This window comes from Planctomycetota bacterium (assembly GCA_035384565.1).
Taxonomy (GTDB): domain Bacteria; phylum Planctomycetota; class PUPC01; order DSUN01; family DSUN01; genus DAOOIT01.
Window position 1 is genome coordinate 14,371 of the sequence record DAOOIT010000044.1, and the last position, 22,742, is coordinate 37,112.

The 22,742-nt window shown below is 70.2% G+C and carries 14 protein-coding genes; 5 read left to right on the forward strand and 9 right to left on the reverse strand.

What is annotated here, in order from left to right:
- Positions 1–4: 4 nt before the first annotated feature.
- The 3 genes from PLE19_16055 to PLE19_16065 form a co-directional block, all read right to left on the reverse strand.
- Positions 5–3,265 (reverse strand): hypothetical protein, encoded by a 3,261-nt coding sequence (locus tag PLE19_16055; GenBank protein ID HPD16468.1) that lies wholly within the window; start codon positions 3,263–3,265, stop codon positions 5–7.
- A 30-nt stretch (positions 3,266–3,295) separates the two neighbouring features.
- Positions 3,296–4,489, reverse strand: a complete 1,194-nt coding sequence (locus PLE19_16060) for a serine hydrolase domain-containing protein (protein HPD16469.1) — start codon at positions 4,487–4,489, stop codon at positions 3,296–3,298.
- Between the two features lie 238 nt (positions 4,490–4,727).
- Positions 4,728–5,798: a uroporphyrinogen decarboxylase family protein gene (locus PLE19_16065; GenBank protein ID HPD16470.1), complete on the reverse strand. Its 1,071-nt coding sequence runs from the start codon at positions 5,796–5,798 to the stop codon at positions 4,728–4,730.
- A 1,359-nt stretch (positions 5,799–7,157) separates the two neighbouring features.
- Here PLE19_16065 and PLE19_16070 point away from each other — a divergent pair.
- Positions 7,158–8,282: a uroporphyrinogen decarboxylase family protein gene (locus PLE19_16070; protein ID HPD16471.1), complete on the forward strand. Its 1,125-nt coding sequence runs from the start codon at positions 7,158–7,160 to the stop codon at positions 8,280–8,282.
- On the opposite strand, the gene PLE19_16075 is transcribed toward PLE19_16070, so the two are convergent.
- Positions 8,212–9,939, reverse strand: coding sequence for an FAD-dependent oxidoreductase (locus tag PLE19_16075; GenBank protein ID HPD16472.1), 1,728 nt, complete (start codon positions 9,937–9,939; stop codon positions 8,212–8,214). The two genes, PLE19_16070 and PLE19_16075, sit on opposite strands and share 71 nt — an antisense overlap.
- 885 nt (positions 9,940–10,824) lie before the next feature.
- On the opposite strand from PLE19_16075, the gene PLE19_16080 reads away from it, so the two are divergent.
- From PLE19_16080 to PLE19_16095, 4 genes are all read left to right on the forward strand, one after another.
- Positions 10,825–12,300 (forward strand): ATP-binding protein, encoded by a 1,476-nt coding sequence (locus PLE19_16080; protein HPD16473.1) that lies wholly within the window; start codon positions 10,825–10,827, stop codon positions 12,298–12,300.
- A gap of 63 nt (positions 12,301–12,363) precedes the next feature.
- A complete protein-coding gene (locus PLE19_16085) occupies positions 12,364–13,797 on the forward strand; it encodes a sigma-54 dependent transcriptional regulator (protein ID HPD16474.1) in 1,434 nt (477 codons plus the stop codon).
- A 101-nt stretch (positions 13,798–13,898) separates the two neighbouring features.
- Positions 13,899–15,104: an MltA domain-containing protein gene (locus PLE19_16090; protein ID HPD16475.1), complete on the forward strand. Its 1,206-nt coding sequence runs from the start codon at positions 13,899–13,901 to the stop codon at positions 15,102–15,104.
- 1 nt (position 15,105) lies between these two features.
- Complete coding sequence (locus PLE19_16095; GenBank protein ID HPD16476.1) at positions 15,106–15,576, forward strand: hypothetical protein; 471 nt, start codon at positions 15,106–15,108, stop codon at positions 15,574–15,576.
- Between the two features lie 111 nt (positions 15,577–15,687).
- Here the strand turns inward: PLE19_16095 and ppk1 are convergent, their stop codons facing one another.
- From ppk1 to PLE19_16120, 5 genes are all read right to left on the reverse strand, one after another.
- Positions 15,688–17,808: a polyphosphate kinase 1 gene (gene ppk1, locus PLE19_16100; GenBank protein HPD16477.1), complete on the reverse strand. Its 2,121-nt coding sequence runs from the start codon at positions 17,806–17,808 to the stop codon at positions 15,688–15,690.
- 3 nt (positions 17,809–17,811) lie between these two features.
- On the reverse strand, positions 17,812–19,437 hold the full coding sequence (locus PLE19_16105; protein ID HPD16478.1) for a Ppx/GppA phosphatase family protein: 1,626 nt from the start codon (positions 19,435–19,437) through the stop codon (positions 17,812–17,814).
- A gap of 90 nt (positions 19,438–19,527) precedes the next feature.
- Positions 19,528–20,025, reverse strand: coding sequence for a hypothetical protein (locus PLE19_16110; protein ID HPD16479.1), 498 nt, complete (start codon positions 20,023–20,025; stop codon positions 19,528–19,530).
- A gap of 271 nt (positions 20,026–20,296) precedes the next feature.
- Entirely contained in the window at positions 20,297–22,066 is a 1,770-nt protein-coding gene (locus tag PLE19_16115; protein HPD16480.1) for an aldehyde ferredoxin oxidoreductase N-terminal domain-containing protein, read from the reverse strand.
- Positions 22,056–22,478, reverse strand: a complete 423-nt coding sequence (locus tag PLE19_16120) for a 4Fe-4S dicluster domain-containing protein (protein ID HPD16481.1) — start codon at positions 22,476–22,478, stop codon at positions 22,056–22,058. Before PLE19_16120 ends, PLE19_16115 begins: the two co-directional genes overlap by 11 nt.
- Positions 22,479–22,742: the final 264 nt, after the last annotated feature.

The following is a 22,742-nucleotide window of genomic DNA, read 5'->3' on the forward strand; positions in this document are numbered from 1 at the left end:
GGCCTCAGTACTGCACTTCGACGTGGACGGTTCCCCCGACGCCATGCAGGCGGATGAGTTCCTTCCCGGCGTCGAAGTCGTTCCACGCCTGCGTGTTGACCGTGGCGCCCCTGATCGGAGCGGCGGCGGGGTGGCGGAGCCGCAGCAACAGGGCCTTCGGCGCCCTCCGCGCGGGGCACTCGATGGTGGCCGTGATCCGGCCGTGGTCGGCGTCCGAGATGATCTCGCAGGCGACGGCGCCGAAGTGGGTGGGCATGTTTCGCAGGGCAATGCGCTTGCCCTGGGCCAGCCAGGCCCGCGGCGTCGCGCGAGCCAGCCACAGCGCGTCGCCTTCCTCCATCACGAGCATGTTCCGCAGCCGGTCCAGGAACGCCGCTTCCTCGAACGACTTGTCTTCGGGCCCTCGCGTGGTGTGTTCGTTGAAGGTGTAGGGGCCAACCACGATGTCCACGGCGTACTGGTTGTAGAACGAGCGGAGGAAGTTGGGCGCGTCGTCCCACTGGAGGTGCACGTTGGCGGTGCGCTCGATACCGCATTGGTAGTACCAGCCGGCGTGGCTGAACCAGTGCTTCTCGGGGTCGTAGCCGGGCGTGCGCATGGGCAAGCGGTGGTGTTCGAGCAGCAGGCGATCCTCGAGCACGTCCACAAGCCCCTGGGCACGCGGGTCGGAGGCGGGCAGCAGGCCCGAGAGATTGATGAGATGCACGCCGCCGCGGATGGCATCGGGGTAGAGCCCGGGCGTGTGTTCGGCGGGGCCGAAGGAGGTGGGGATGCAGCGGCTCGCGGGCCCGCGCATGTACGGCGTGGGCGGCAGGAACGAGCGATAGGTGCCGTCGCGCACCCGCACCACGGGCGAGAGCGTGAACGACTTGTCCACCGCGGCCAGGATGTCTCTGGCATAGGCATCGGCCTCGGCGGCGTACTTGCTGCCCAGCTCGGGGTCCAGGTCGGCGATGGCCTCGGCGTAGCGGCGAAGGCCGAACCAGTAGTTGGCGTTGGATTCGTACCACGGCCGCCAGTTTGTGCTGTCCCAGATGTTGTGAGGGGGCAGCAGGCCGTGGATCCAGAGCCGGTCGCGCCCGGGCACGTCCTTCAGGTAGGCGTGACGCTGGCGGATCATCCAGTCGGCGTTGGCCTGGAGCTTCGGGGCCGCGCGGGCGAACCAGTCCCTGTCGCCCGTGAGCCGGTAGTGCTCGACCATTTGCCACTGCATCACGCCGGGGCCGCCGCCATGCTGCCAGTCCCACTCCACGCCGCTCATCGCCCCGACGGTGTCGGCGAAGAGGCCGTCCATCTTCGTGGGCTGCTTCTCGTCGCGCTCGAGCCATCGGGCCAGGCCGTCGCGGGCCGCCTGGTGCATGCCCTGAAGGTCGAGAGCCCGGAGGATCAGGAACGTTTCGTGGGCGAGGGCGTCGTAGGGGAAGTCGCGATGGATGTAGCGCCCATGAGCGTCCTTCTTCAGCACGCGCAGCAGGTGCCAGGCGCCGCAGCGCCAGGCGTCGGTCAGGCGTGTGTCCGGCACGTCAATCTGCGCGGGCGGCTCGAAGTCGGGCTTGGGGTACGGTGGCCAGTTTCCCCCAGGGTGCAGGGCTTGCATGGCGCCTTCCCATGTTTGCTCGGCGTGTTCGCGCACGCGCTGGCGGATGGTCTGGGGGCCCCGCGCGGCCAGCTCCTTCTCGAATTCGCGCGCGCTCGCGGCCTTCGATGCGAAGACCGCGGCGGCAGCCTCCGTCTGAGGAACCTGTTCCGGGGAGTAGAAGTGCCACACGGCCGCGTGGCCGAGCGAGTCGGGGTGCGGATTGGCGGCTTGGACGCTGTCTACGAGGTCCTTCGTCAGATCCCACACTCGAGCCTTGCCGCCGGCCTCGGCGATAGCCAGCTCGACGACCGTGGTGTCGAACGAGTGGTCGCCCTTGGGGCCGATGACCAGCGAGACCAGGTCGCCCGGCTCGACAGAAAGGCCGGGGGCCTCCCCTGCGGCGACCGCCTGGGTGCCGCCGCGCTCGGTGGCCCCTGTGGCCAGGGTTCGCGCCCCGGCCCTCGCCTCGAGCGTGAGCCACCATTCGATCCCGTTGCCGCCCTTCGTATCGGCCCCCGCCACCTTGCCTTTCACGCTCACGCTGCCCTTGATCGGACTTCGCCACGCCACAGCGACCGGCCGCGTGGGGCCGGGGTGCATCGCCACGCAACGGGCGGGCAGGGTGAACGTGCCCGCCGTCACGGGCGTCTCCCCCGGGTTGCCGCCGAACCAGGGGGTGGCGTTGCTGCCCCAGCCTCGGATGGCCGGACTGCCCGCGATGGCATCCACCTTCTCTGTCAGCAGGCCGGCGGGCGCAGCGGCCCCCGTCGTCGGTGTGGCGGCAACTGCCTTGTGCCGGGCCGTGGCGCGTACGAAGAAGCCGTGCTCAGGCGCCAGAATAGGGCCCGACTCCAGGTCGGCGGGCAAGAACGAGAAGCCGCCCGCGCCGGCGCGCACGGTGACAATGGTGCGATTGGCATCCTCCAGCCGCGCGTGCTGCCGCCACACCGGGGTATTCAGCGTCGAGCCCAGGTAGAGCACAGAGACGGCGAAGCCGTGCCGCGGGCCGCCGGCCGGCAGCCCGCCGTCGGCAAGCGGCCGCGTTCTGCCCAGGATGCCGTTGTAGACCTCCACCGTCCCTTCGGATGGCGGCTTCTCTCGACCGGCCTGGAAGCCCCACTCGATCTCCAGGTCAACGAGCTTCCACGTCTGGGGCGTGAGGACACGAACCGCCGGGGTCGCGTAGCCCTCCGGCGGCGCTTCGGCGCCGTCGCGCAGCGCGACGACGAGGTTGTCCATCGCGCCGTCCTGCCGCGCGGCATCCACTGTGTAGACCCACGTTCGGCCGTCGGCGGATGCCTCAGGGTTCGCGACCGTGCGCATCTCGCCGCCGCGGCGCGACCACCAACTGGAGCTGTCGCCGTGCGGCAGCCAGCGCAGGGCGACAGCGCCGGGCGAGGGAATCCGCTTGGCGTCGGCCGGCCAGAGCAGTTCGACCCGGCTCACGGGGCGCGGCTCTTCCCACAACAGGCCGCACAGGACGCCCGCCTTCTTGTGCGGGAGGGCCGAGAAGAGAATCTCCGTCTCCGGCGGGTTCTCCGCGGGAGCGCGATCCTGGCGGTACAGGTACGCGCTCGGGGCAATATCCGCGGGCTGTCCCACCATCGGGGCCAGGTCGCTCGCTCCGCCGCGTGCCGTTTGTGCCATGGCGATCCCCCACAGGATGCACAGGAGCCGTGAGGCCACGGTCGTCTTCCTCGGAATGCTGGGCGCGGGTCAGGGCTTTCTGCCAGCGGGCCTGCTGGCGGCGAACGCCTCAAGTGCCGCCTTCTTGAAGGCGTCCTGGGCTTTCGCACCCTCGCCGGGGAAAGCGGCGTGTTGCACGAGCCACACGAAGACCTGGCCGCGCGCCGTGTCGGCCCATGAGTTGGTCGAGAACGCCCCGCCGTGGCCGAAGAAGTGGTCGCCGACGGCGATGCCGAACCCGTAGCTCTCCTGAAGCCCGGGCGGCGTCTGGCGGCTGGTCATCTGTCTCACGGCGGCCTCCGAGAGAACGCGCCGCCCGTCGAGCTGGCCGCCGTTGAGGAGCATCTGGTAGAAACGCGCCAGGTCGTGCGCAGTCGCGAACAGGCCGCCGGCTGGCATCGGGAAACGCTCGACGCGGTCGGTGAGCGGGTAGTGGAGTTGCCCGATGGTCGTCTCCTCCAGGCCCTGGTTGTTGGGGCCCGGCTTGTAGGGTCTGGCGATGCGCGCCGCCTGCTCGGCGGTGGGCCAGAAGGTGGCATCGGCCATGCCCAGCGGCTTGAAGAGGCGCTCGTCGAGGAATCGCTCGTAGGGCACTCCCGCCACGACCTCGAGGAGGCGGGCCGCCGTGTTGATGCCGGCGTTGCTGTACTGGTACCTGGTGCCGGGCTCGAACTCCAGCGGCGTCATCGCGTAGCTGCGCGCGCGGGCCCGCAGGGGGAACAGATCGAGCGTGGGCTCCTCCAGGGCGGACTTGAAGGGCAGGCCGCTGGTGTGGGTGAGCAGGTTCCTCACCGTGATGGGGTGCTTCGGCCTCTTGAGGAGAACGTGGTCGTCGTCCCTCTCGGCGATGAGCATCTGCCCTCGGAACTCGGGAAGGTACTTCTCGACGGCATCGTCCACGTTCACCTTCCCCTCGTCCACCAGGATCATCAGCGCGGCGCCCGTGATCGGCTTGGTCTGCGAGGCGACCCAGAACAGGGAGTCCGTTCGCATCGGCTTCTTTGCCGCGATATCCGCCCAACCCACCGCCTCGACGGCGACAACCTTGCGCCCGTCGGCGACGAGCATCACGGCGCCCGCGAGCTCCTGGCGGTCCACGAACGGCTGGACCTGCCCGGCAAGCCCCGTGGGCGTGCCGGCAGACCCGGCCTCTCCCCAGGCCGGACTCGTCAGGCCCAAGACCAGAACGAACCCGAGGATCGCCAAGAACACCAGGACATGCATCGCCACGTGGTCACTCCAACACCCGGGCAGGAGAAGAACAGGAGCTCTGGACGCCTCGGACGGAGGCGTCGCTGCATTCGAGAGCCCTTTGCACAGGCGGCGGCATGATAGGCGCCCGCGACTCGCGTGTCAAGGCCACCCCGTGGGGCCTTGCGGCGCGGACGGGGCCATCGGCACGTGGTTCCGCCCACCTGCGGCCCGGTTCTCCCGGACCGTCGCCTGCCTGGAAGCGAGGCCCTCAGGAGAAGGAGCCGAACTCGCGGCAGGCGGCGAAGAGTGCGTCTATATTGGCGAGGGGCACTTCAGGCTCGAGAACGTGGGTGGGGCTGATGATGAGGCCGCCGCGGCGGCCGTACTTGCGAATGACCTCGCGCACCCGCGCCCGCACCTGCTCGGGCGTGCCCCAGGGCATGGTGCTTTGGGTGCCGATGGTGCCGTCGAAGGTGAGGCGGTCGCCGAAGCGCTTGTGGAGGGCATCCACGTCGAGGCACTCGGGCTGGAGCGGGTTGAGGATGTCGAGCCCGGCCTCGACCAGCTCGGGCACGATGGCCGCGATGTTGCCGTCGCTGTGGTACCAGATTCTCGTGGTCGGGCGGATCTCCTTGATGGTGCGCCAGACCTCGGCCCAGCGGGAGTGGATGAGGCGGCGCCAGGTGTCGGGTGCGAAGATGAGGGCCTTCTGGCTCGCCACGTCGTCGCCGGTCGTGATCAGGTCGGCGCCTGCGCGGGCGAACGCAATGGCGCGGAGCATGTTCTGCTGGTAGAGGCGTTGAAGGAGGCACTCGGCCCAGGCGGGGCGCTCGATGGTGTCGAGGAGGAACTGCTCGTAGCCGCGGATCTGCCACGCGGTCTCGTACATGTGGCCGACCCAGCCGACGGCCACCTTGCCTGCTGCGTGGGCGGCGGCCACCGCGGCGGCCAGATGATCGGTGCCCCACCCGCTCACGTCCTCAAGGGGATAGTCTTCGATGTCCTTGAGGCTCTTGGCGTGGCGGAGGGGGGAGATGTAGCCCCAGAAGTGGTAGAAGCCGGAGGGCACCATGGCCACGCCGTGGCCGTCGAAGGTCGTGCCCGCGGGCAGGGTCTCGCCGTGCCAGTAGCGCGAGAAGTCGAGCGGGGGCAGCCCTTCGGGCCGCTTGAGGCTCAGGCCGGCCGAGCGGTAGAAGCCGTAGTGGCCGGCGATGTCGTTGGTGCCGATGTGCTCGACGAGGCGCTTGCGCAGATCGTCCGTGAAGCCGGCGTGGTAGAGGATGCGGCTTGGCCGCCGGTGCTCGGTCGTCGCCAGGAAGTCGGCCCAGTCACTTGACATCTTAGGTCCTCAGTGGTTCTCGATCGCCGCGTTCTAGCTGTCTGCGGGGCTTGGACTGCTATGATCATACGTTTCCGACCAGAGGGTGCAAGAGGGGGTGAAGCCGACACATCCCCGGTTTCGATCTTCGAGCTATCCTGAGCCCCAACGGGGCGGGATGAGATAGCCCAGGGCGAAGCCCTGGGAATCCGTGGCCTCCAAGGTAGCCTGTAAGGGCGAGATAAGGGGCACGCGCAAGGCTCTCTCGCCCCTTCAGGGCTGGCCCCGGAGCGGTTCAGCTCCCAGGGCTTCGCCCTGGGCTATCCCATCCCGCCCTTGCAGGGCTACAGACCGCCAATCGCGGAAGCCGTGGGCGTGTCAGGGGGTGAAGAGACCGACGGCGCCTGGGATGCCTTCTGGAAACGCTGCCCACTCACTTCGTTGTCGCAGGAGATTCCACGCACTCCAGAGGAATTGCATAGTTGAACAAGTATGCAATCCTCTAGCCTGCGTCTGCCCCCTTTGCGCCGCTGGGACTCAACCAAGCTATCATCACCTCATGCTGAGCCTCTCGAGACACCTTTCTTGGCGATGAGTTCCCGCAACACGGCACTCTCCATCACGTTGGCGCCTTCGAACGGCTCCTTAGCTTCGCTCCCCGCGCGCCGCAGACGCGGCGCAGACGGGCCGCTCCGCTCTGGAAAGCAAGGAGACTCTCGGAAGCGGGGCCGGCGGGTAGGAGAGGCCGCTTGGCGGCGCCCAAGACCTGCCGCGGTGTGGGAGAATGCTTGCATACTTGAACAACTATGAAAGTCTCTCCCGCCACTAGGTATCGCCCCCCAGTCTCCTCGTGCGCTGAACCGCTCGGGCGCGGGCGAGGCGGCTGCGAGATGAACTCTGGCCTTCGCCAGCGGCACAGACTCCGTCTGGAACCGATCCGCGAGCCCTCTCCCGAACGTGCCAACACGTTCGGGAGGGCAAGACCCCCAGCACGGGAACCTCCCGCGGGTTGCGAACCCGCGGGAGGTTGGCAAGACCCCCAGCGCTCGCTTTTCCTGTTACCCTCCCGAAGGGATTGGAACCTTCGGGAGGGAGGCCCCTGGAGCACACAGAGGCCGGAAGGAGGCATGGCAACGACTCGGCGCAACCCTTTGTGGGCGGTCTAAGAATCGCACCAGAGAGGATGCCACATTCAAGAAAGGCCATGAATTGCCATACGGCGGGGCTGGGTTGGGGGGCAGTTTTCGGAAGCCGCGCGCAAGTGACTTACTCTCAGCAACTTCAGACATCGCAACCGCCCCGGCGCGGGCCCTCCCCACTTGCGGCCCTGGCCCTTTGGAGCTATCCTGTGCCCTCACGCAGCAAGGAGTTGGTCTGCCCATGCCCAGCTACCAGGATCTCGCGACCCTCGCGCGCGACCCGCAACCGCGCGTCCTGCCCGCCGTCTGGGACTTCTTTCCCTGCCACGCGGGCGCCGTGGGCGGTGTGCCCGACTTCCTGCGCTACTACTTCGATGCCGACGAGAAGCTGCGGCTCCAGCTCCGCCTCAAGGAGCTGCTGCCCGAGGCGCTGATTCTGCCAGGCGTGTTCGCCGACTTCGGCGTCATCGTGGAGGTCTCCGCCTTCGGCGGGCGCATCCAGTGGTTCGAACAGGGCGCGCCATTCCTGAGCGAGGTGATTCGCGACGCCCGGGAGATTGACACGCTGAGGCCCCCGCGGCCCGGCCTCGACGGCCTGATGCCGCTCGTGCTCGCGCAGCGCGAGGCCATGCGCCGCAAGCTCAAGGCCCAGGGCGTCGAGATGGAACGCTGGGCGATGACGATGGGCCCGGCCGAGGTGGCCGGCCTGCTGATGGGCTACGAGCGTTTCTACCTGACGATGTACGATGACCCGCGCCGCCTCCACGCCCTGCTGCGCCTCGTCACCGACTTCCTCATCGCCTGGCTGCGGAAGCAGCACGAGGCCTTCGGCGGCATCGAGGCGCTGTGCGTGGCCGACCACGTGCCCAACCAGGTGCCGCCCGACGCGCTCCGCGAGTTCATCCTGCCCTGCGAGCAGGCCCTCTTCGCCGAGTTCCCGCGCGCCGTGCGTATCTACCACAACGAGGGCCGCCACGCCGATGCGCACATCGGCATGGTGCTGGACTTCGGCGCCGACGTGTGGCACTTCGGCAGCGATGTGCACGCCCTGCCCGACCTGCTGGCCAAGGTGGGCGACCGAATGGTGCTCTTCGGCGGCCTGAACCCCCACGGAGCGCTCCGCAAGGGAACGCCCGATGCCGTGCGCGCCGAGACTCGCGCCGCGCTCGCCGCCGCGTCGGGGCGCCGCCTGCTGCTGTCGTCGGGCACAGGCACCACGCCCGACACCCCGCTCGAGAACCTGAGGGCGATGGCGGAGGCGGCCTCGCCGCGCCCCTCGCGCGGAGCGCCGCGGCTCAGGCCTTCTGGGCGATCTTCTCGTAGGGCCACGCCGCCACGCCGCCCTCCATCACCGCGACCTTCGTGAAGCCGGCCGCGCGCAGCATCCGCTCGGCCGAGTAGGCCCGCAGCGACACGGCGCAGAAGGCCACGATCTCCCGGCCGCGGGGCAACTCGCCCAGCTTGTCGCGCAGGGCCCCAAGCGGAATGTGCATGGCGCCCGGAAGGCGCACCTTGTCGAACTCCGGCGGCGTGCGCACGTCCAGGAACAGGAAGTCTTCGCCCGCGTCGAGTTTCGCTTTCACGGCCATCGGCGACAGGCCGTGCATCAGCCCGTCGAGCTTGTTCCGCAGGGCGTTTGCGGCGGCGATGATATTGTCGAGCGGGGCCGAGTAGGGCGGCGCGTAACAGAGGTCCAGGTTCGCCACCTGGTCCACGGTCATTCCGGCGACGAGGGCCGTGGCCGCCACGTCAATGCGTTTGGCGGCTTCGCCGGCGCCCACGGCCTGGGCGCCGAGGAGCTTGCGGGTGCGCCGGTCGGCGATGAGCTTGAGCACGACGAGCTTCGCTCCCGGGTAGTGGTGCACCCGGTCGGGGGCGGGCACGAGGCAGGTCTCGGCGTCGAAGCCGAGCTCGCGGGCCTGCCGCTCGCCGAGGCCGGTGCGCGCGGCGGTGAAGTCGAACGCCTTGCAGACGGCCGAGCCGACGATGCCGGGAAACTGGTCGGGCCGCCCCGCGATGGCGTTGGCCGCCACGCGGCCCTTCTTGTTCGCGCTCGCGCCGTTCGAGAGGAACATGGGCCGGCCCGAGATCAGGTGGCGGTCCTCCGTGCAGTCGCCGACGGCGTAGATGCTGGGGTCGGCCGTCCGCATCGCGGCGTCCACGACGATGCCGCCGGTGGGGCCGGTCTGGAGGCCGGCCTCGCGTGCGAGGTCGCTGTTCGGCCGCACGCCCACGGCCGCAATCACGGCGTCGGCGAGGATTCGCTCGTCGCCGACGACCACCGCCTCGGCCCGCTCGCGCCCCTCGATGGCCTTCGCCGTGGCGCCGGTGAGCACGCGCACGCCCTTGGCCGCCAGGTGCTGCTCGACCAGGCGCGCCAGCTCCCAGTCGAGCATGGGCAGAATCTGCGGCAGCATCTCGATGATGGTGGCGCGGCAGCCGCACTGCGCCGCGGCCTCGGCCGCCTCGACCCCGATCAGCCCGCCGCCGATGATCACCGCGTGGCGATGCGGAGCGGGGTGCTCGAAGTAGTGCGGTTCGCCCTCGCGGGCCTCGCCTCGGCCGCCGGCCAGGGCCGTCTTGATCCCCTCGGCGTCCTCGATGCGGTGCAGTGTGAACACGTTCGGCAGCTCCACGCCCGGCAGCTTCGGCAGCAGCGGCTTCGCGCCCGTGGCCAGCACCAGCACATCGTAGTCCAGCCAGCGCGTGCCCTCGGCGTCGCGAATCTCCACGCGCTTCGCCGCGCGGTCCACCCGCGTGGCCTCGGTGTGGGTGAGGACGCGCACGTTGAGGAGCTTGTGGAAGTAGGCCGGGTCGCGGGCTGCGCCGGCCGGCGTGGCGGTGAGTTCCTTCTGCTCTCGTACCACGCCGCCGACGTAGTAGGGCAGGCTGCATCCCGCGTAGGAGATGAAATGGCCCTTCTCGACGATCGTGATGTCCGCCTCGGGGTCGAGCCTTCGCAGGCGTGCAGCGGTCTTCGGCCCCGCCGCCACGCCGCCGATGATGACGACCTTGCGCTTCATCCCGGCACCTCCTGAGAGCGCTCATGCCCATGCCCCGCGTGGGGGCCGCGTCGCCTGCCTCCCTTATACTGCAACCGCCGCCGCGCATCAAGCCGCCGGCGTCCCTTGTCAAGCCACTCATGGCTCTTGCCCTGGGGGCTCTCGCCGAGCCATTCGTCTCCTTACCCTGCGACACAGGGTCATTCCTCTCTTGCAGGGCCTCTCGGGGAGAGAGAAGGCCCTTCGGGGTTTGGCGATCCTGCCTCGACTGGCCTGGGGCAGGGCGTGGGCGCGCCTGCTCCTGGCGGACCTGGCGGTTCCTGGGGAGGGCTGTGCCGAGTGGCTGGCGGGCGCAGCCTGCCCATGCTGTATCAACCCTGTGAGGGGGGGAAGTGATACAGCATGGGTAGATGGGCGAGAATGGGCGATTCTCGCGGCTCCGGCCATACTCGCTCATCTGCGGGATGAGCAGGTATGGGGGCAGGAGCGGCCGGAGTGCGTAAGGCGTTGCGGCATATAGGGTTATGGCGAGGCATCCACGGCGCCGCAGCCCCCATCCCACGCTCCCCAACGGCCGCCACGTCAGGATCGCCAGACCCTGATGGGCTAGAGAGACGCCGTGCCGGCGGCAGCCGGCTCACCAAGTCCAGAAACACCTCAGCAGGTGCGAGAGCGTATCTTCTCCATTTCCCATGGTTTGCTCCCGATGACCGCACCGAATTCGAAGGGGGCGGGTCTTTCCGCAGGGCCTGGGGCTCCGGCGCCCGCTTCGGCAGGATTCCAGATGGCTTGATTCGAGTGCTTGACAGCGCTCCGGGGCCGGGATAAACTCACGAGAACTTGTGCCCCGAGGGAACCCCGCCCCGCGAGTGGGACGAGCGTATGCCTGAAGCCGAGGAATGCACCGTGCGAGCGGCGAGCGCCGCGGCCGAAGGCGCACGGCTCCCGAGCCGGCTGCGCTCGCGCCTGACGATCGCCCTGCCGCTGGCGGCGGGCTTCGTGGTGCTGCTGAGCAGCTTTGTGCTCCTCTGGGTCTGCTACCCCCTGCTCTTCGAGAGCGCGCGCCCCACCACGGTGCGCGGCCTGGAGCGGCGCGTGACCTGGGTGTTCACCGTGGGCGGTGCCTTTGCGCTGCTGGGGCTCGCGGTGGCGATCGTGTTGGCCGAATGGCTCGCCCGGCCCCTGCGCAGCCTGGTGTCGCGAATGGAGTCGGTGCGCCGCGTGGCAGGGGCGCTGACTCCCGAGACGCAGGCCCCACCAGGCCACGATCTGCTCCGGAGCACGCTGAAGGACGTGGTGAGCTCGATGGCGACGCTGGTGCGCGACAGCTACACCCTGCGCAGCCTCGAGGGCGCAGTGATGACGCTGGACCAGGAGGGCGTGGTGACGAGCTTCAGCCCCGTGGCCGAGCGGGTGCTGGGCTGCCCGGCGGCCGACGCCATCGGGCGCCGGCTCGGCCAGGTGCTGCCCCAGGAGCCCACGAACGCGGCGTTCATCGGCTCGGTGAGCGGGGCCCTGGCGGGCGCCGCCAGCGTCTCGTCGGCGGAGGCGACGGTGCGCACGCGCGACGGCCGCCTCGCGCGCCTGGGCTACACCCTGTCGCCCCTGCGCAATGAGGCCGGCGCGCTGCTCGGCACCGTGGTGACCTTCAAGGACCTGGCCGAGCGCAAGATGGCCGAGCAGGTGATGCGTCAGGCCGAGAACCTGGCCCTGCTGGGAACGATGGCCTTCCGCCTCGCCCACGAGATCGGCAATCCGCTCGCCGCCATGTCGGGCCTCGTCGAGCTCATCCGCGACCAGTCGCCGCCCGACTCGCCCCACCGCGAGCACTGCCGCATGATGCTCGAGTCGATCGAGCGCCTCAAGCGCATCTGCAAGGAACTGCTCACGATCGGCCAACCCGAGCCCCGCAAGGTGGAGCCTGTGGACGTGAACGGCCTGGTGCGCCGCACGGTGGAACTGTGCCGGCACGACCCCGAGACGAAAGGGGTCGAGGTGCGAGCCGACTACGCCCCCGGCTTGCCCCTCGTGCAGGGGGACCGCGAGCGGCTGGCCGAAGTGGTGCTGAACATCCTGCGCAACGCCTACCAGGCGACCCGCTCCGGCGGCGACATCGCCGTGGCCACCTCGGCCGCCGGCGCCCGGGTGTCGGTGGCCATTTCGAACGCCGGCACGCCCATTCCGCCCGAGGTGCAGGAGAAGCTCTTCACCCCGTTCTTCACCACGCGCAGCCGGGGCACGGGGCTGGGCCTGGCCCTGTCGCAACAGGTGGTCAAGGCGCACGGCGGGCAGATCCGGGTGGACAGCGGCCCCGGACGGCGGACGACGTTCACCATCGAGCTCCCGGCCGCCGGCCCGGCGCCGGAAGCCGTAGAACCCTAGCGGCCCGCTCCCGTGCGGGAGCGCGTCTCGAAACCCGGCGGGGGCCTTAGCGAGTGTGAGCCGATGCCTGGAAAGATCCTGGTCGTAGACGACGATCCGCACGTCCAGTACACCCTGCGCGAGGCGCTCAAGGCGCGCGGCCTCGAGTGCGCCGTGGCCGACAAGGCCGAGGCGGCCATCGAGCGGCTCCAGGCCGAAGCCTTCGACGCCGTGCTCCTCGACATCATGCTCGAGGGCCTGAGCGGCATGGAGGCGCTGCCGCGCATCCTGCGGAACGACCCGCAGATGCCGGTCATCATGATGACGGCCTACGGCACGCGCGAGATGGCCGTCAAGGCCATCGAGGCCGGCGCCTACGACTTCTTCGAGAAGCCGTTCCAGATCGACGAACTGGCCATCGTGGTGCGCCGCGCGCTCGAGCGGCGCCGGCTCTTCGGCGAGGTGGCCGCGCTCACCCGCCGCCTCGGCACCGAGCTGCGCGTCGAGAACCTCGTGGCCGAGAGCCGCGCCATGCAGGCCGTGCTGCGCGACCTCAAAGACATCTTCGATAACGACGCCACCGTGCTGCTGCTGGGCGAGACCGGCACCGGCAAGACCCTGATCGCCCAGATCATCCACGAGAACAGCCTGCGCCGCTCCGGGCCGTTCGAAACGGTGCTGTGCGCCAATCTGCCCGAGACGCTGCTCGAGAGCGAGCTGTTCGGCCACGAGCAGGGCGCCTTCACCGGCCCGGTCAAGCGCAAGCCCGGCTGGTTCGAGCTGGCCAACGGCGGCACGATCTTCCTCGACGAGATCGGCGAGCTGCCCCTCTCCACCCAGGCCAAGCTGCTCCGCGTGCTCGAGCGCCACGAGTGCGTGAGCCTGGGCGGCACCGAGACCCTCAAGCTCGATGTGCGCGTCATTGCCGCCACCAACCGGAACCTCGAGAAGGCCGTCGAGGAGGGCGCCTTCCGCCAGGACCTCTTCTACCGCCTGAACGTTTTCCCCATCGTGATCCCCCCCCTGCGCGAGCGGCGGGAGGACATTCGGCCCCTCGCCGAGCACTTCGTGCGCCAGCACGCGCGCGAGAACCGCAAGAGCGTCCGCGGCTTCACCAGCGGCGCCATGGAGGCCCTCCTGAGCTACGACTGGCCGGGCAACATCCGCGAACTGGAGAACATTGTCCGACGGGCCGTGCTCCGGGCCCGCAGCGACACGCTGGACGTCGAGTGCCTGCCGCCCGACATCGCGAGCTTCACGCCCCGCCTGCCGGGCAAGCCCGACATCCCGCCCGGGCGCTCGCTCGACGAGGTGCTCGACGCGATCGAGCGCCAGCTGCTTCTCGACGCGCTGCGCCGCACGGGGGGCGTGCAGAGCCGGGCCGCGGCGTTGCTGCGCATCACCTCGGCCAGCCTGTGGCACCGCGTGCGCAAGCTCGGCATCAACCCCGACGACTTCAAGGCGGGGCTCGAGCCTGCCGGGGGCCCGCCCCCAAACAATTCCACGCCCCGGCCTTGACATTGCCCGAGCCGCCCGGTAGTATAGGCGTCGGTCGCAAGTTCCCCGCGCGCGGCCGATCCCCGTCATAACGAGGGTGCCCCTGTTAGGAGCGTCGCTTCATGTGGTCCACCCTGCGCGCCGTGCTCATCGGGTCCCTGTGCCTGGCCATGACCTCGTGCGGCTGGCTCGGCTGCCGCAAGAAGGCCAAGGACTATGCCAAGCCGCTTCCGCCTGGCGAAAACGCCCTCGTGAAGATTGACCCCAAGGACTACCCGGACTTCGGCGTGGGGTTCAAGGACCGCGCCGGCCTCATCGAGGCCATTGACCACAGCCTCGAGTACTACAAGAAGCCGTCGTCGAAAGAGTTCTTCCCCTACAAGGTGCCCAACGACCAGGGGATCAGCCACGACCGCTGCATCGCCACGCTCGAGGCCTTCAAGAAACTGCTCGGCGAGGCCAAGGACGCGGTGGACCTCCAACGCCTCATCACCGAGCGCTACGACGTCTACATGTCCCGCGGCTGCGACGAGCTGGGCACGGTGCTCTTCACGGGCTACTGCACGCCGATCTTCAAGGGCAGTCTGGTGCGCACGCCCGACTATAACTATCCTCTATATAAGCGGCCCGACGACCTGGTGACGAAGCCTGACGGCACGCCCGTGGGCCGCCGCACCGAGAGCGGCGAGATCGTGCCCTACTACACCCGCCGCGAGATCGAGACCCAGCAGATCCTGGCCGGCAAGGGCCTCGAACTCGTGTGGCTCAAGAGCCCCCTCGAGGTCCACATCTGCCACGTGCAGGGCTCGGCCAAGATCGAGCTGCCCGACGGCACCACCATGAACATCGGCTACGCGGGCAAGACCGACCGCCCCTACGGCAGCGTGGGCCTGGCCATGGTGGCCGACAAGAAGATCGCGCCCGAGGAGCTCTCGCTGGCTAAGATGATCGAGTACTTCGACAAACGCCCCCATGAGATGAAGACCTACGTCTATAAGAACGACTCCTACGTCTTCTTCCAGAAGCAGGAGGGCGAGGCGCGCGGCTCGCTCAACGCGCCGGTGACGCCATACCGCAGCATTGCCACCGACAAGGCGGTGTTCCCCCGCGGCCTGCTCTCGTACGTGGTCACCAAGGCCCCCAGGATGGCCTCGTCGGGCCAGGTCACGCTCGAGCCGTTCTATGCCTTCACGCTCGACCAGGACACGGGCGGCGCCATCCGCTCGGCGGGGCGCTGCGACATCTACATGGGCGTGGGTCCCGACGCGATGAACCTGGCCGGCCGCACCCGGGCCGAGGGCAAGCTGTACTATCTGGCTGTGAAGTAGCATGGGCGACGGCACGCCATCCCGCCGCGCCATCGTCGCTGGCGACTTCCTCATGGTCTGCGGCGGCGTGGGGCTGGTGACCGGGCTAGTGCCGTTCGCCGTAAGCCTCTTGCGCCTGGCAGGGTGCGATCTGGGCCTCGGGCCGCGCGACTGGGCGGCGCACGGCGTCGAGGCGATGGGCTTGGACGTGCCGTGGGCGGCCCTCTCGTCGGCCTGTGGGGCCTTTCTCGGCGGGCTGCTCGTCGCGGCCGGCCTGGGTTGGCGACGCGGCCGGCCCTGGGCGCCGCTCGTCACGCTCACCTACGCTCTTCTGGGCATCACCGTCACAGGCGTGGACCTGGCCATCTTCCTCCTGGCGGCGCGGCCGGGCGTGATGCGCACCTCCATGCTCATCGCGGACAGCCTGGCGTTCGTTCTCGCCTGCGGGGTGCTGGTCGTCCTGGCATTCTGGTGGCGTCGCCGGCCTCCTTGAGCCATTGACCCGTGCACACGGGAGGATGCTGCTGGTGGAGCGATTGTCGCGCTTTCGCGCGAAAGCGCGACAATCGCGGTCAGCCACGCAACCCCCCTGCCGCCGCGGTTTCTATGGCCTCTCTTCGGGTCGGGTCATGGGGCGGAATTGGAGGGGGGCCTGGTCGGCTGCGCGAGCCGCCTCGACGGCTTCCTCGTAGAGCCTCTGCTGCGCGCGCACGGGCTTGCCGCGCCGGCGCACCGGCGCCCAGGAGCCATCCGGCTGAAGGCGCCGGGCCTTCACGTTGTCGGCGAAGTAGGTCTCCAGCGCCCCCACAAGCCGCGCACGCAAGGGCGCGGCAGTGATGGGGAAGACCGTTTCCAGCCGTTTATCCAGGTTCCGCCCCATCCAGTCGGCACTCGACAGGTACACCTCGTCGTGCCCGCCGTTGCGGAAGTAGAAGAGGCGGGCGTGCTCGAGGTAGCGGTCCACGATGGAGACGACCTCGATGTTCTCGGAGACGCCGGGCACGCCGGGCCGCAGGCAGCAGATGCCGCGCACGTTGAGCAGCACGCGCACGCCGGCGCGGCTGGCGCGGTAGAGGGCCTGGATCAGGGCCTTGTCCTCCAGCGAGTTCATCTTGGCCATGATCAGGCCTGGTTGATCAGGGGTCGAGGCGGCGGCCTCGCGCTCGATGAGCTCGATGAAGCGCGCGCGGCTCTCGGTGGGGCTGATGGCGAACTTGTGCCAGCCGACGGCCTGCGAGTAGCCGGTGAGCAGGTTGAAGAAGGCCGTGGCGTCGGCCGCGAAGTCGCGGTCAGCCGTCAAGAGGCCCACGTCGGAGTAGAGGCGCGCCGTGCGGTCGTTGTAGTTTCCCGTGCCAGCGTGCACGTAGCGGCGGATGCCGTGCTCCTCGCGGCGGATGATGAGCAGCAGCTTGGCGTGGGTCTTCAGCCCGGCGACGCCGTAGAGGACGTGGCAGCCGGCGTCCTCGAGGCGGCGCGCCCAGTTGACGTTGCGCGCCTCGTCGAAGCGGGCCTTGAGCTCGACCAGCGCGGTCACCTGCTTGCCCTGTTCGGCGGCGCGGGCCAGGGCGGCGACGATGGGCGAGTCGGCGCTCACGCGGTAGAGCGTTTGCCGGATGGCGATCACCTTCGGGTCGTCGGCCGCCAGCTCGAGCAGGCGCACGACGGGTTGGAACGACTCGTAGGGGTGGAAGAGCAGCACGTCGCGGTCGGCGATGGCCTGCCAGAGGTCGTCGGCGCCCAGCAGATCGCGCGGCGTCTGCGGCGGCCAGTCGGGCTCGCGCAGGGCGTCGAACCCGGGGCGGTTGACGATCTCGAAGAGGGCCGCCGCGTCGAGCAGCCCGTCCACCTCGTAGACGTCGTCGTCGCCCACCTCGCACCACTGCTTGAGCCAGTCGCGCAGGCGCGGGTCGGCGTGAGCCGAGAGGCTCAGCCGCACGACGCCCTGGCGGCGGCGCGAGCGGACGGCCTCCTCGATGAGCTGGAGCAGGTCGGCGGCATCGTCGTCGGTTACGGGCACATCGGCGTCGCGCGTGAGGCGGAAGACCGTGGCCGCCTTCACCTCGAGGCCCGAGAAGAGTTGGCCGATGAACTCGACCATCACGTCCTCGAGCACGGCCTGGTTGAGGCCCTCGGCGGCGGGGACGGGGATGAAGCGTGGCAGCGATGCGGGAATGGGCACGACGGCCAGTTTCCACGCGCCGTCGGCGCTGTCGGCGGGCGCGAGGCCGAGCAGCAGGTTGAGGCCGAGGCCGGGCAGAATGGGAAAAGGCTGGAGTTCCTCCACGGCCAGCGGCGTGAGCACGGGCAGCACGGCCGAGGCGAAGTAGGAGCGCAGGTAGCTGCGCTGCTCGGCGGTCCACTCGGTGGGGGCCAGCACGCGCAGGCCGCGGGCGGCGAGCTGGGCAAGGGCCTCGCGGATGCCGGCCGCCTGCTCGGCCACCATCGCGTGGGCGCGGCGGCTGATCCGCTCGAGCTGCTCGGCGGGGGTGAGGCCGCTCGGGTCGCGCGCCGTCCGCCCCGCGGCCACCTGCTGTTTGAGGCCGGCCACGCGTACCATGAAAAACTCGTCGAGGTTCGAGCTGACGATGGCCAGGAACTTCAGGCGCTCGAGCAGCGGCACGTCGGGCGACAGCCCTTCGCGCAGCACGCGGTCGTTGAACTCCAGCCAGCTCAACTCGCGGTTGAAGAACAGCTCCGGGGCATCGAGATCGGGCTCTTTGGCCACGGCTCACTCCATGGGGCTGGCCCGTCGGGCGTCGGGCGCGGGGGCGGCGTCCTCCTCGAGGCGCAGGCGCAGGCCGTACGTGTCCTCGAACAGGTCGCCCTTCTCCTCGAGGGCGCGGCGCTCGACCGTGAGGTCGGCCACGCCGCGCACGTAGAGCACCAGCTCGCCGGGCGCGCGTTCGATATGGAAGTCGCGCACCTGGCGGGCATGGCCGCGGTCCAACGCGTCGGCCACCCGCAGCAGGGCGGCCAGCTTGTTCACGGCGATGCGGTCCTCGCGCGGCAGCGCCAGGTACTCCAGGTGGCTGGGCTTGGGCGCGGCCCGGCGATGGTAGCGCGCCACGTGGGCGGCCACGAGCACCTCCTCGCGACGCAGGCCGAAGACCTCGGAGTTGGCGATCAGGTAGTAGCTGTGCTTGTGGTGCGAGCGGTTGCTCACGAAGCCGCCGATCTCGTGCAGCGTGGCCGCCACGCGCAGCAGCAGGCGGTGGCGCGGCGAGAGGCCGTGCTCGCCCTGAAGCTCGTCGAAGAGCCGCACGGCCAGAGCCGCCACGTGCTCGGCGTGCGGCGCGTCGTAGCGGTACTTCTCGCCGATGGTGCGGGCCGACTGCACCACGCTTTCGGCCAGCTCGGGGTCGTCGGCGCCCCGGACGCGGCGGGCCAGGTCCAGCAGCAGGCCGTCGCGCATGGACACGCCGCACACGAGCATGCGCTCGACCGGCGTGGCGTGCAGCAGCGCGTGGTAGATGAGAAAAGCGGGCACAAGCCGCTCGGTGCTCTGGAGCGGCAGGCCGTGCTTCTTCGACAGGCGCTCGGGCGACAGCCGCGCGCAGTCGGCCACCAGGCGGTCGAAGGGCTTGGCCTCGACCGCCCACACGCGGCCCGCGGGCGCGGCCGCCTGGCCGATGTGTTGCGCGGCGAAGCGCGCCTCCTCGCCCACGGCCACGAAGGTGTTCACCTGGCCCAGCGGCAGCGCCCGCTTGATCGCCTCGACGACGTTCGACACCTGCTGCCGCAGCAGCGCCACAGCGCGGGCCTGCGGCTCCTGCGTGGTGGCCAGGTGCTCCTGGAGCCGGATCGAGCCGAGGGCGTAGCTGGCCGACGCCGTGATGGCGCCGCGGTCGAGCACCGTGAGCAGCGTGCTGCCGCCGCCCACCTCGGCGATGAGGGCGTGCGCCTGGCCGAGGTCCAGAGCGCCCTGCACCGCCTGCCGCACCGCCGACACGGTCAGACGGCTCTCCTCGGCGGGGTCGAGCACCTCGAGGTCCAGGTCCACCGCCATCGCCACGCGGTCCACGAACGCGTCGGCGTTGGACGCCTCGCGCACGGCGCTGGTGGCCACGGCGCGCACGGCTTCGGCCTGGTAGGTGTCGAGCAGCTTCTTGCAGTCGCGCAGCACGGCCAGCGCGGCGTTCATCGCGCGCTGGCTCAGGCGACCGTGGGTGAAGGTGTCGTGGCCCAGCCGCACGGCGCGCTGCGTGCGCTCGAGTTCCTCGATGGCGCCGTCGGGCCGCACCTGCGCGATCACCATGCGCACGGCGTTCGCGCCGATGTCAATCACGCCGACGACCCTGGCCGGGCCCCTCTCGACCCCTGCGGCCGGCCGCACGACATCCTCGGGAGCGCTCATCGCGGCCCTCCGTTCCCACGTGGCACTCGCCCAGCATGGCGCGGAATTGTTAGAATCAGGTTATGTTTTCGCGCCAATCCGTCCGGAGCCTCAGCCGCCCGGTTCGACCACCACGTGCACGGTCGTTTTCCCGCCCTCGCCCACCACGCTCACGGTCGCCGTCCGGCGGTTCTTGCGGAACGTTGTGACTGCGCCACGCGGCATGGCCACGCTGCCGCCGTCGGCCCAGCCGCGGGTCTTCATCTTCTCGGCCAGGGCCGCCGCCACCGCCTCCACCTCGCCCGCCACCTCGACGTGCACCGTGGCCGCCCCCGCCTGGCGGCTCGAGGCCACCACGGCGCCGCCCTTGGGCAGCGGCACGTCTGTGGGAAACCCCTCGGGGGCCGGCGGGCCGTCGTCCGCTGGAGGCGTGGCCTCGACCAGGCCGCCCGGCGTCGCCGCCTTCCCCGACGGATTCGGCGCCTTCTCTCCCTTCGCCGACGCGTTCACCACGGCTCCCGACCGCTTTGCTGCGCTGTTCTTTTCGCCGCAGGCGCTGAGCGCGCACGCGCACAGGGCCGCCGCGACGGCCCACAGGGCATTCCGCATGTGGCTCTCCTCTCCTCCCGACCCTACCATTCTGCGGCATTTGGCGGCCGGCTGCAAGCCTGCCCCCCGTTCAGGGGTGCGAACCAGGAAAGTAGGTGACCGTGTGGGCCAGCCGCCCTCGGCTCTGTCTTCACTTGTAGATCGTGGGCGGCGTGTCCACACGCCGCGGACCGCGGGACGGGGACGTCCCGCCCACAAGCACAGCCGAGGGCGGCTGTGCCACACAAAGCTCGGTGCACGGCGGCCCATTATCCTGGGTCGCGCCCCCCGTTCACGCCTCAGGCGCTTCGGCCGCGGCGGCGAAGGCGGCGAGGGCCTCCTCGAGGAACTGCGGGCTGAGCGGCCCGAGGGGCGATGGCGTGTCGAGGATGCGGCGCGGAATGCGCAGCCCGCTCCACGAGAAGCCCTCGCGCCGCTTGAAGGCGTGTTTCGCCCTCAGGACGTCGGCCCCCAGGCGCGTGAGGTCGCCCTCCCCCCGCGCGATGCCCGCGCTGGCGAGGGCCTTCGCCACCACGGGCGCCGCGTAGATGTTGCGGGCGAAGAAGCAGACGACGAGGCTGGAGAGCACCTGCCGCCACCGTTCCTCCTTGAGCAGGCTCTGGGCCACCTGCGGCGGCGAGGGCAGGTCGCCCGCCTTCACGGCCTTCTGGTCGAGGCTGTAGCCGGCGCTGTCGAGGTGGCTGTGCCGCGCGCCCGTGAGGAAGCCCAGGTGCGCGCCCGGCCCCGTGTGGTAGCCGGGCATCTCGAGGCCGCCGAAAGCCAGCGCGAAGTCGGCCCCGCCGTACACGGCCGAGGCGTGCTCCACGCCGCGCGCCAGCGCCCGGAAGAAGTCGGTCGGCGGCTCGACGAGCCACTGCACGGCCTGGGCATAGGCCGCATAGTCGCCCCAGCGCAGGGCCAGGCCGCCGGCGTCGTCGGGCTTCACGAGGCCGCGCTCCATCGCCTCGGTGGCCCACGCCAGGGCCACCCCCGTGCTCATCGCGTCCAGGCCCACCACCTCGATGGCGTCCATCAGCCGCAGCAGCCCCGCGGGCTCGGCACCGCCGAGCAGGGACCCGAGCGCGTAGATCGGCTCGTAGTCGTAGCCGATCATCGAGGTCTTGTAGAAGTACGGCTCGTGCGCCGAAGGCTCGCGCAGCGCCGCCAGGTGGATGCAGCCGACGGGGCAATGGGCGCAGGCCAGCCGGCGGCCGAGAAACTCCTCCGCCAGATGCTCGCCCGAGATTCTCTCGGCCCCCTCGAAGCACGCCTGCTGGAGGTTGCGCGTGGGCAGGCCCTTCAGCAGGTTCAGCGGCACGACGTTTTCCGGCGTGCCTACATCATGGTATTTCTTCATCAGCGGCGAGGCCACGGCCGCCTCGTGGATCTCGCGGTACGTCTGCCGGTACGCCCTGGCGTCGGCCACGGGCAGCGAGCGGCGGCCCGAGACGACCAGGGCCTTGAGCCGCTTGGCCCCGAACACAGCGCCCAGGCCCATGCGCCCGAAGTGGCGGTACGTCTCGGTCGTCACGCACGCATAGGGCAGGCGCTCCTCGCCGGCCCGCCCGATCCGCAGAATCGAGCGGAACCCCGCCTCGGGCTCGCGTTGCCGGATCACACGGGCCACCGTGGCGCTGCTGCGCACGCCCCAGAGGCTCGAGGCGTCGCGGAAGAACACCCTGTCGCCGTGAACCGCCACGTAGACAGGCGACTCGCTCGCGCCGCGCAGCACCAGCGCCCCGTAGCCGGCCAGGCGCAGCGCCACGGCGCTGCGCCCGCCCGCGTGGCTCTCGCCCAGGTTGCCGGTGAGCGGCGACTTGAACATGGCGACCGTCTTCGACGCCAGCGGGAAGAGCCCCGTGAGCGGCCCCACGGCCAGCACGATCGGGTTGTGCGGCCCCAGCGGGTCGGCCCCCCGCGGGCACTCTTCGTCGAGCAGCCCGATCGCGGCCCCCGCCCCGCCGAGCGAGCGTTCGAAGAGTTCCGGGCGCTTCTCCACGCGCGCCTCGCGCCGCGAGAGGTCCACCACGAGCACCCTCGAGAGCGGGTCGTCAGGAAGCATGGGCGGCCTCCTTCGTCTTCTCAAGGGCCAACACCCCGTGAGGGCACCACTGGGCGCAGTAGCCGCAGTAGAGGCAGATCGCGGGCTTGTGCGTCTCATCGTCCCAGAACGCCGCGCCGAAGGGGCACGCGGCCACGCAGTTGCGGCAGCCCAGGCAGCGCTCGGCCACGAGCCTGACTCCCCCGCCATCGCGACGTTCCAGGGCGCTGGCGGGGCACACCTTCGCGCACTGGGGCTCGGGGCAGGCTCGGCACACGACCACCACGAAGCCGCGCTCGATCCCGCCGTCGGACCGCACGTGGATGCGGGCGTGCGCCAGGCCGCCCTCGCCCGCGCGGCGCACGCAGGCGAACATACACACCTCGCAGCCCACGCAGCGGTCGCCGTCTACCACGGCCAGTCGTGTTCTCACGGATGGCCTCCTGCGTGCGGCGCGGGCCCAGACTCTCCTGGGCGGGCGCCTCCACACGGCCACGAGCATACCGCCTGGGGCGATCCATTTCAAGGGCGAGGCGGGACGCGAAACGCGCGCGCGACGCTCTCGAGCGCGCGCACAGGGGAGGACAAGAGAGGAGGCGGCTGCGGCGCACCCTCGGGCAGGCCGCGCGACCCTGGAGCCGCGGAGCGCCAGGCACCGCGGCGGCACGCGGCGGACGCCGAAAGCACAACGCGTGGG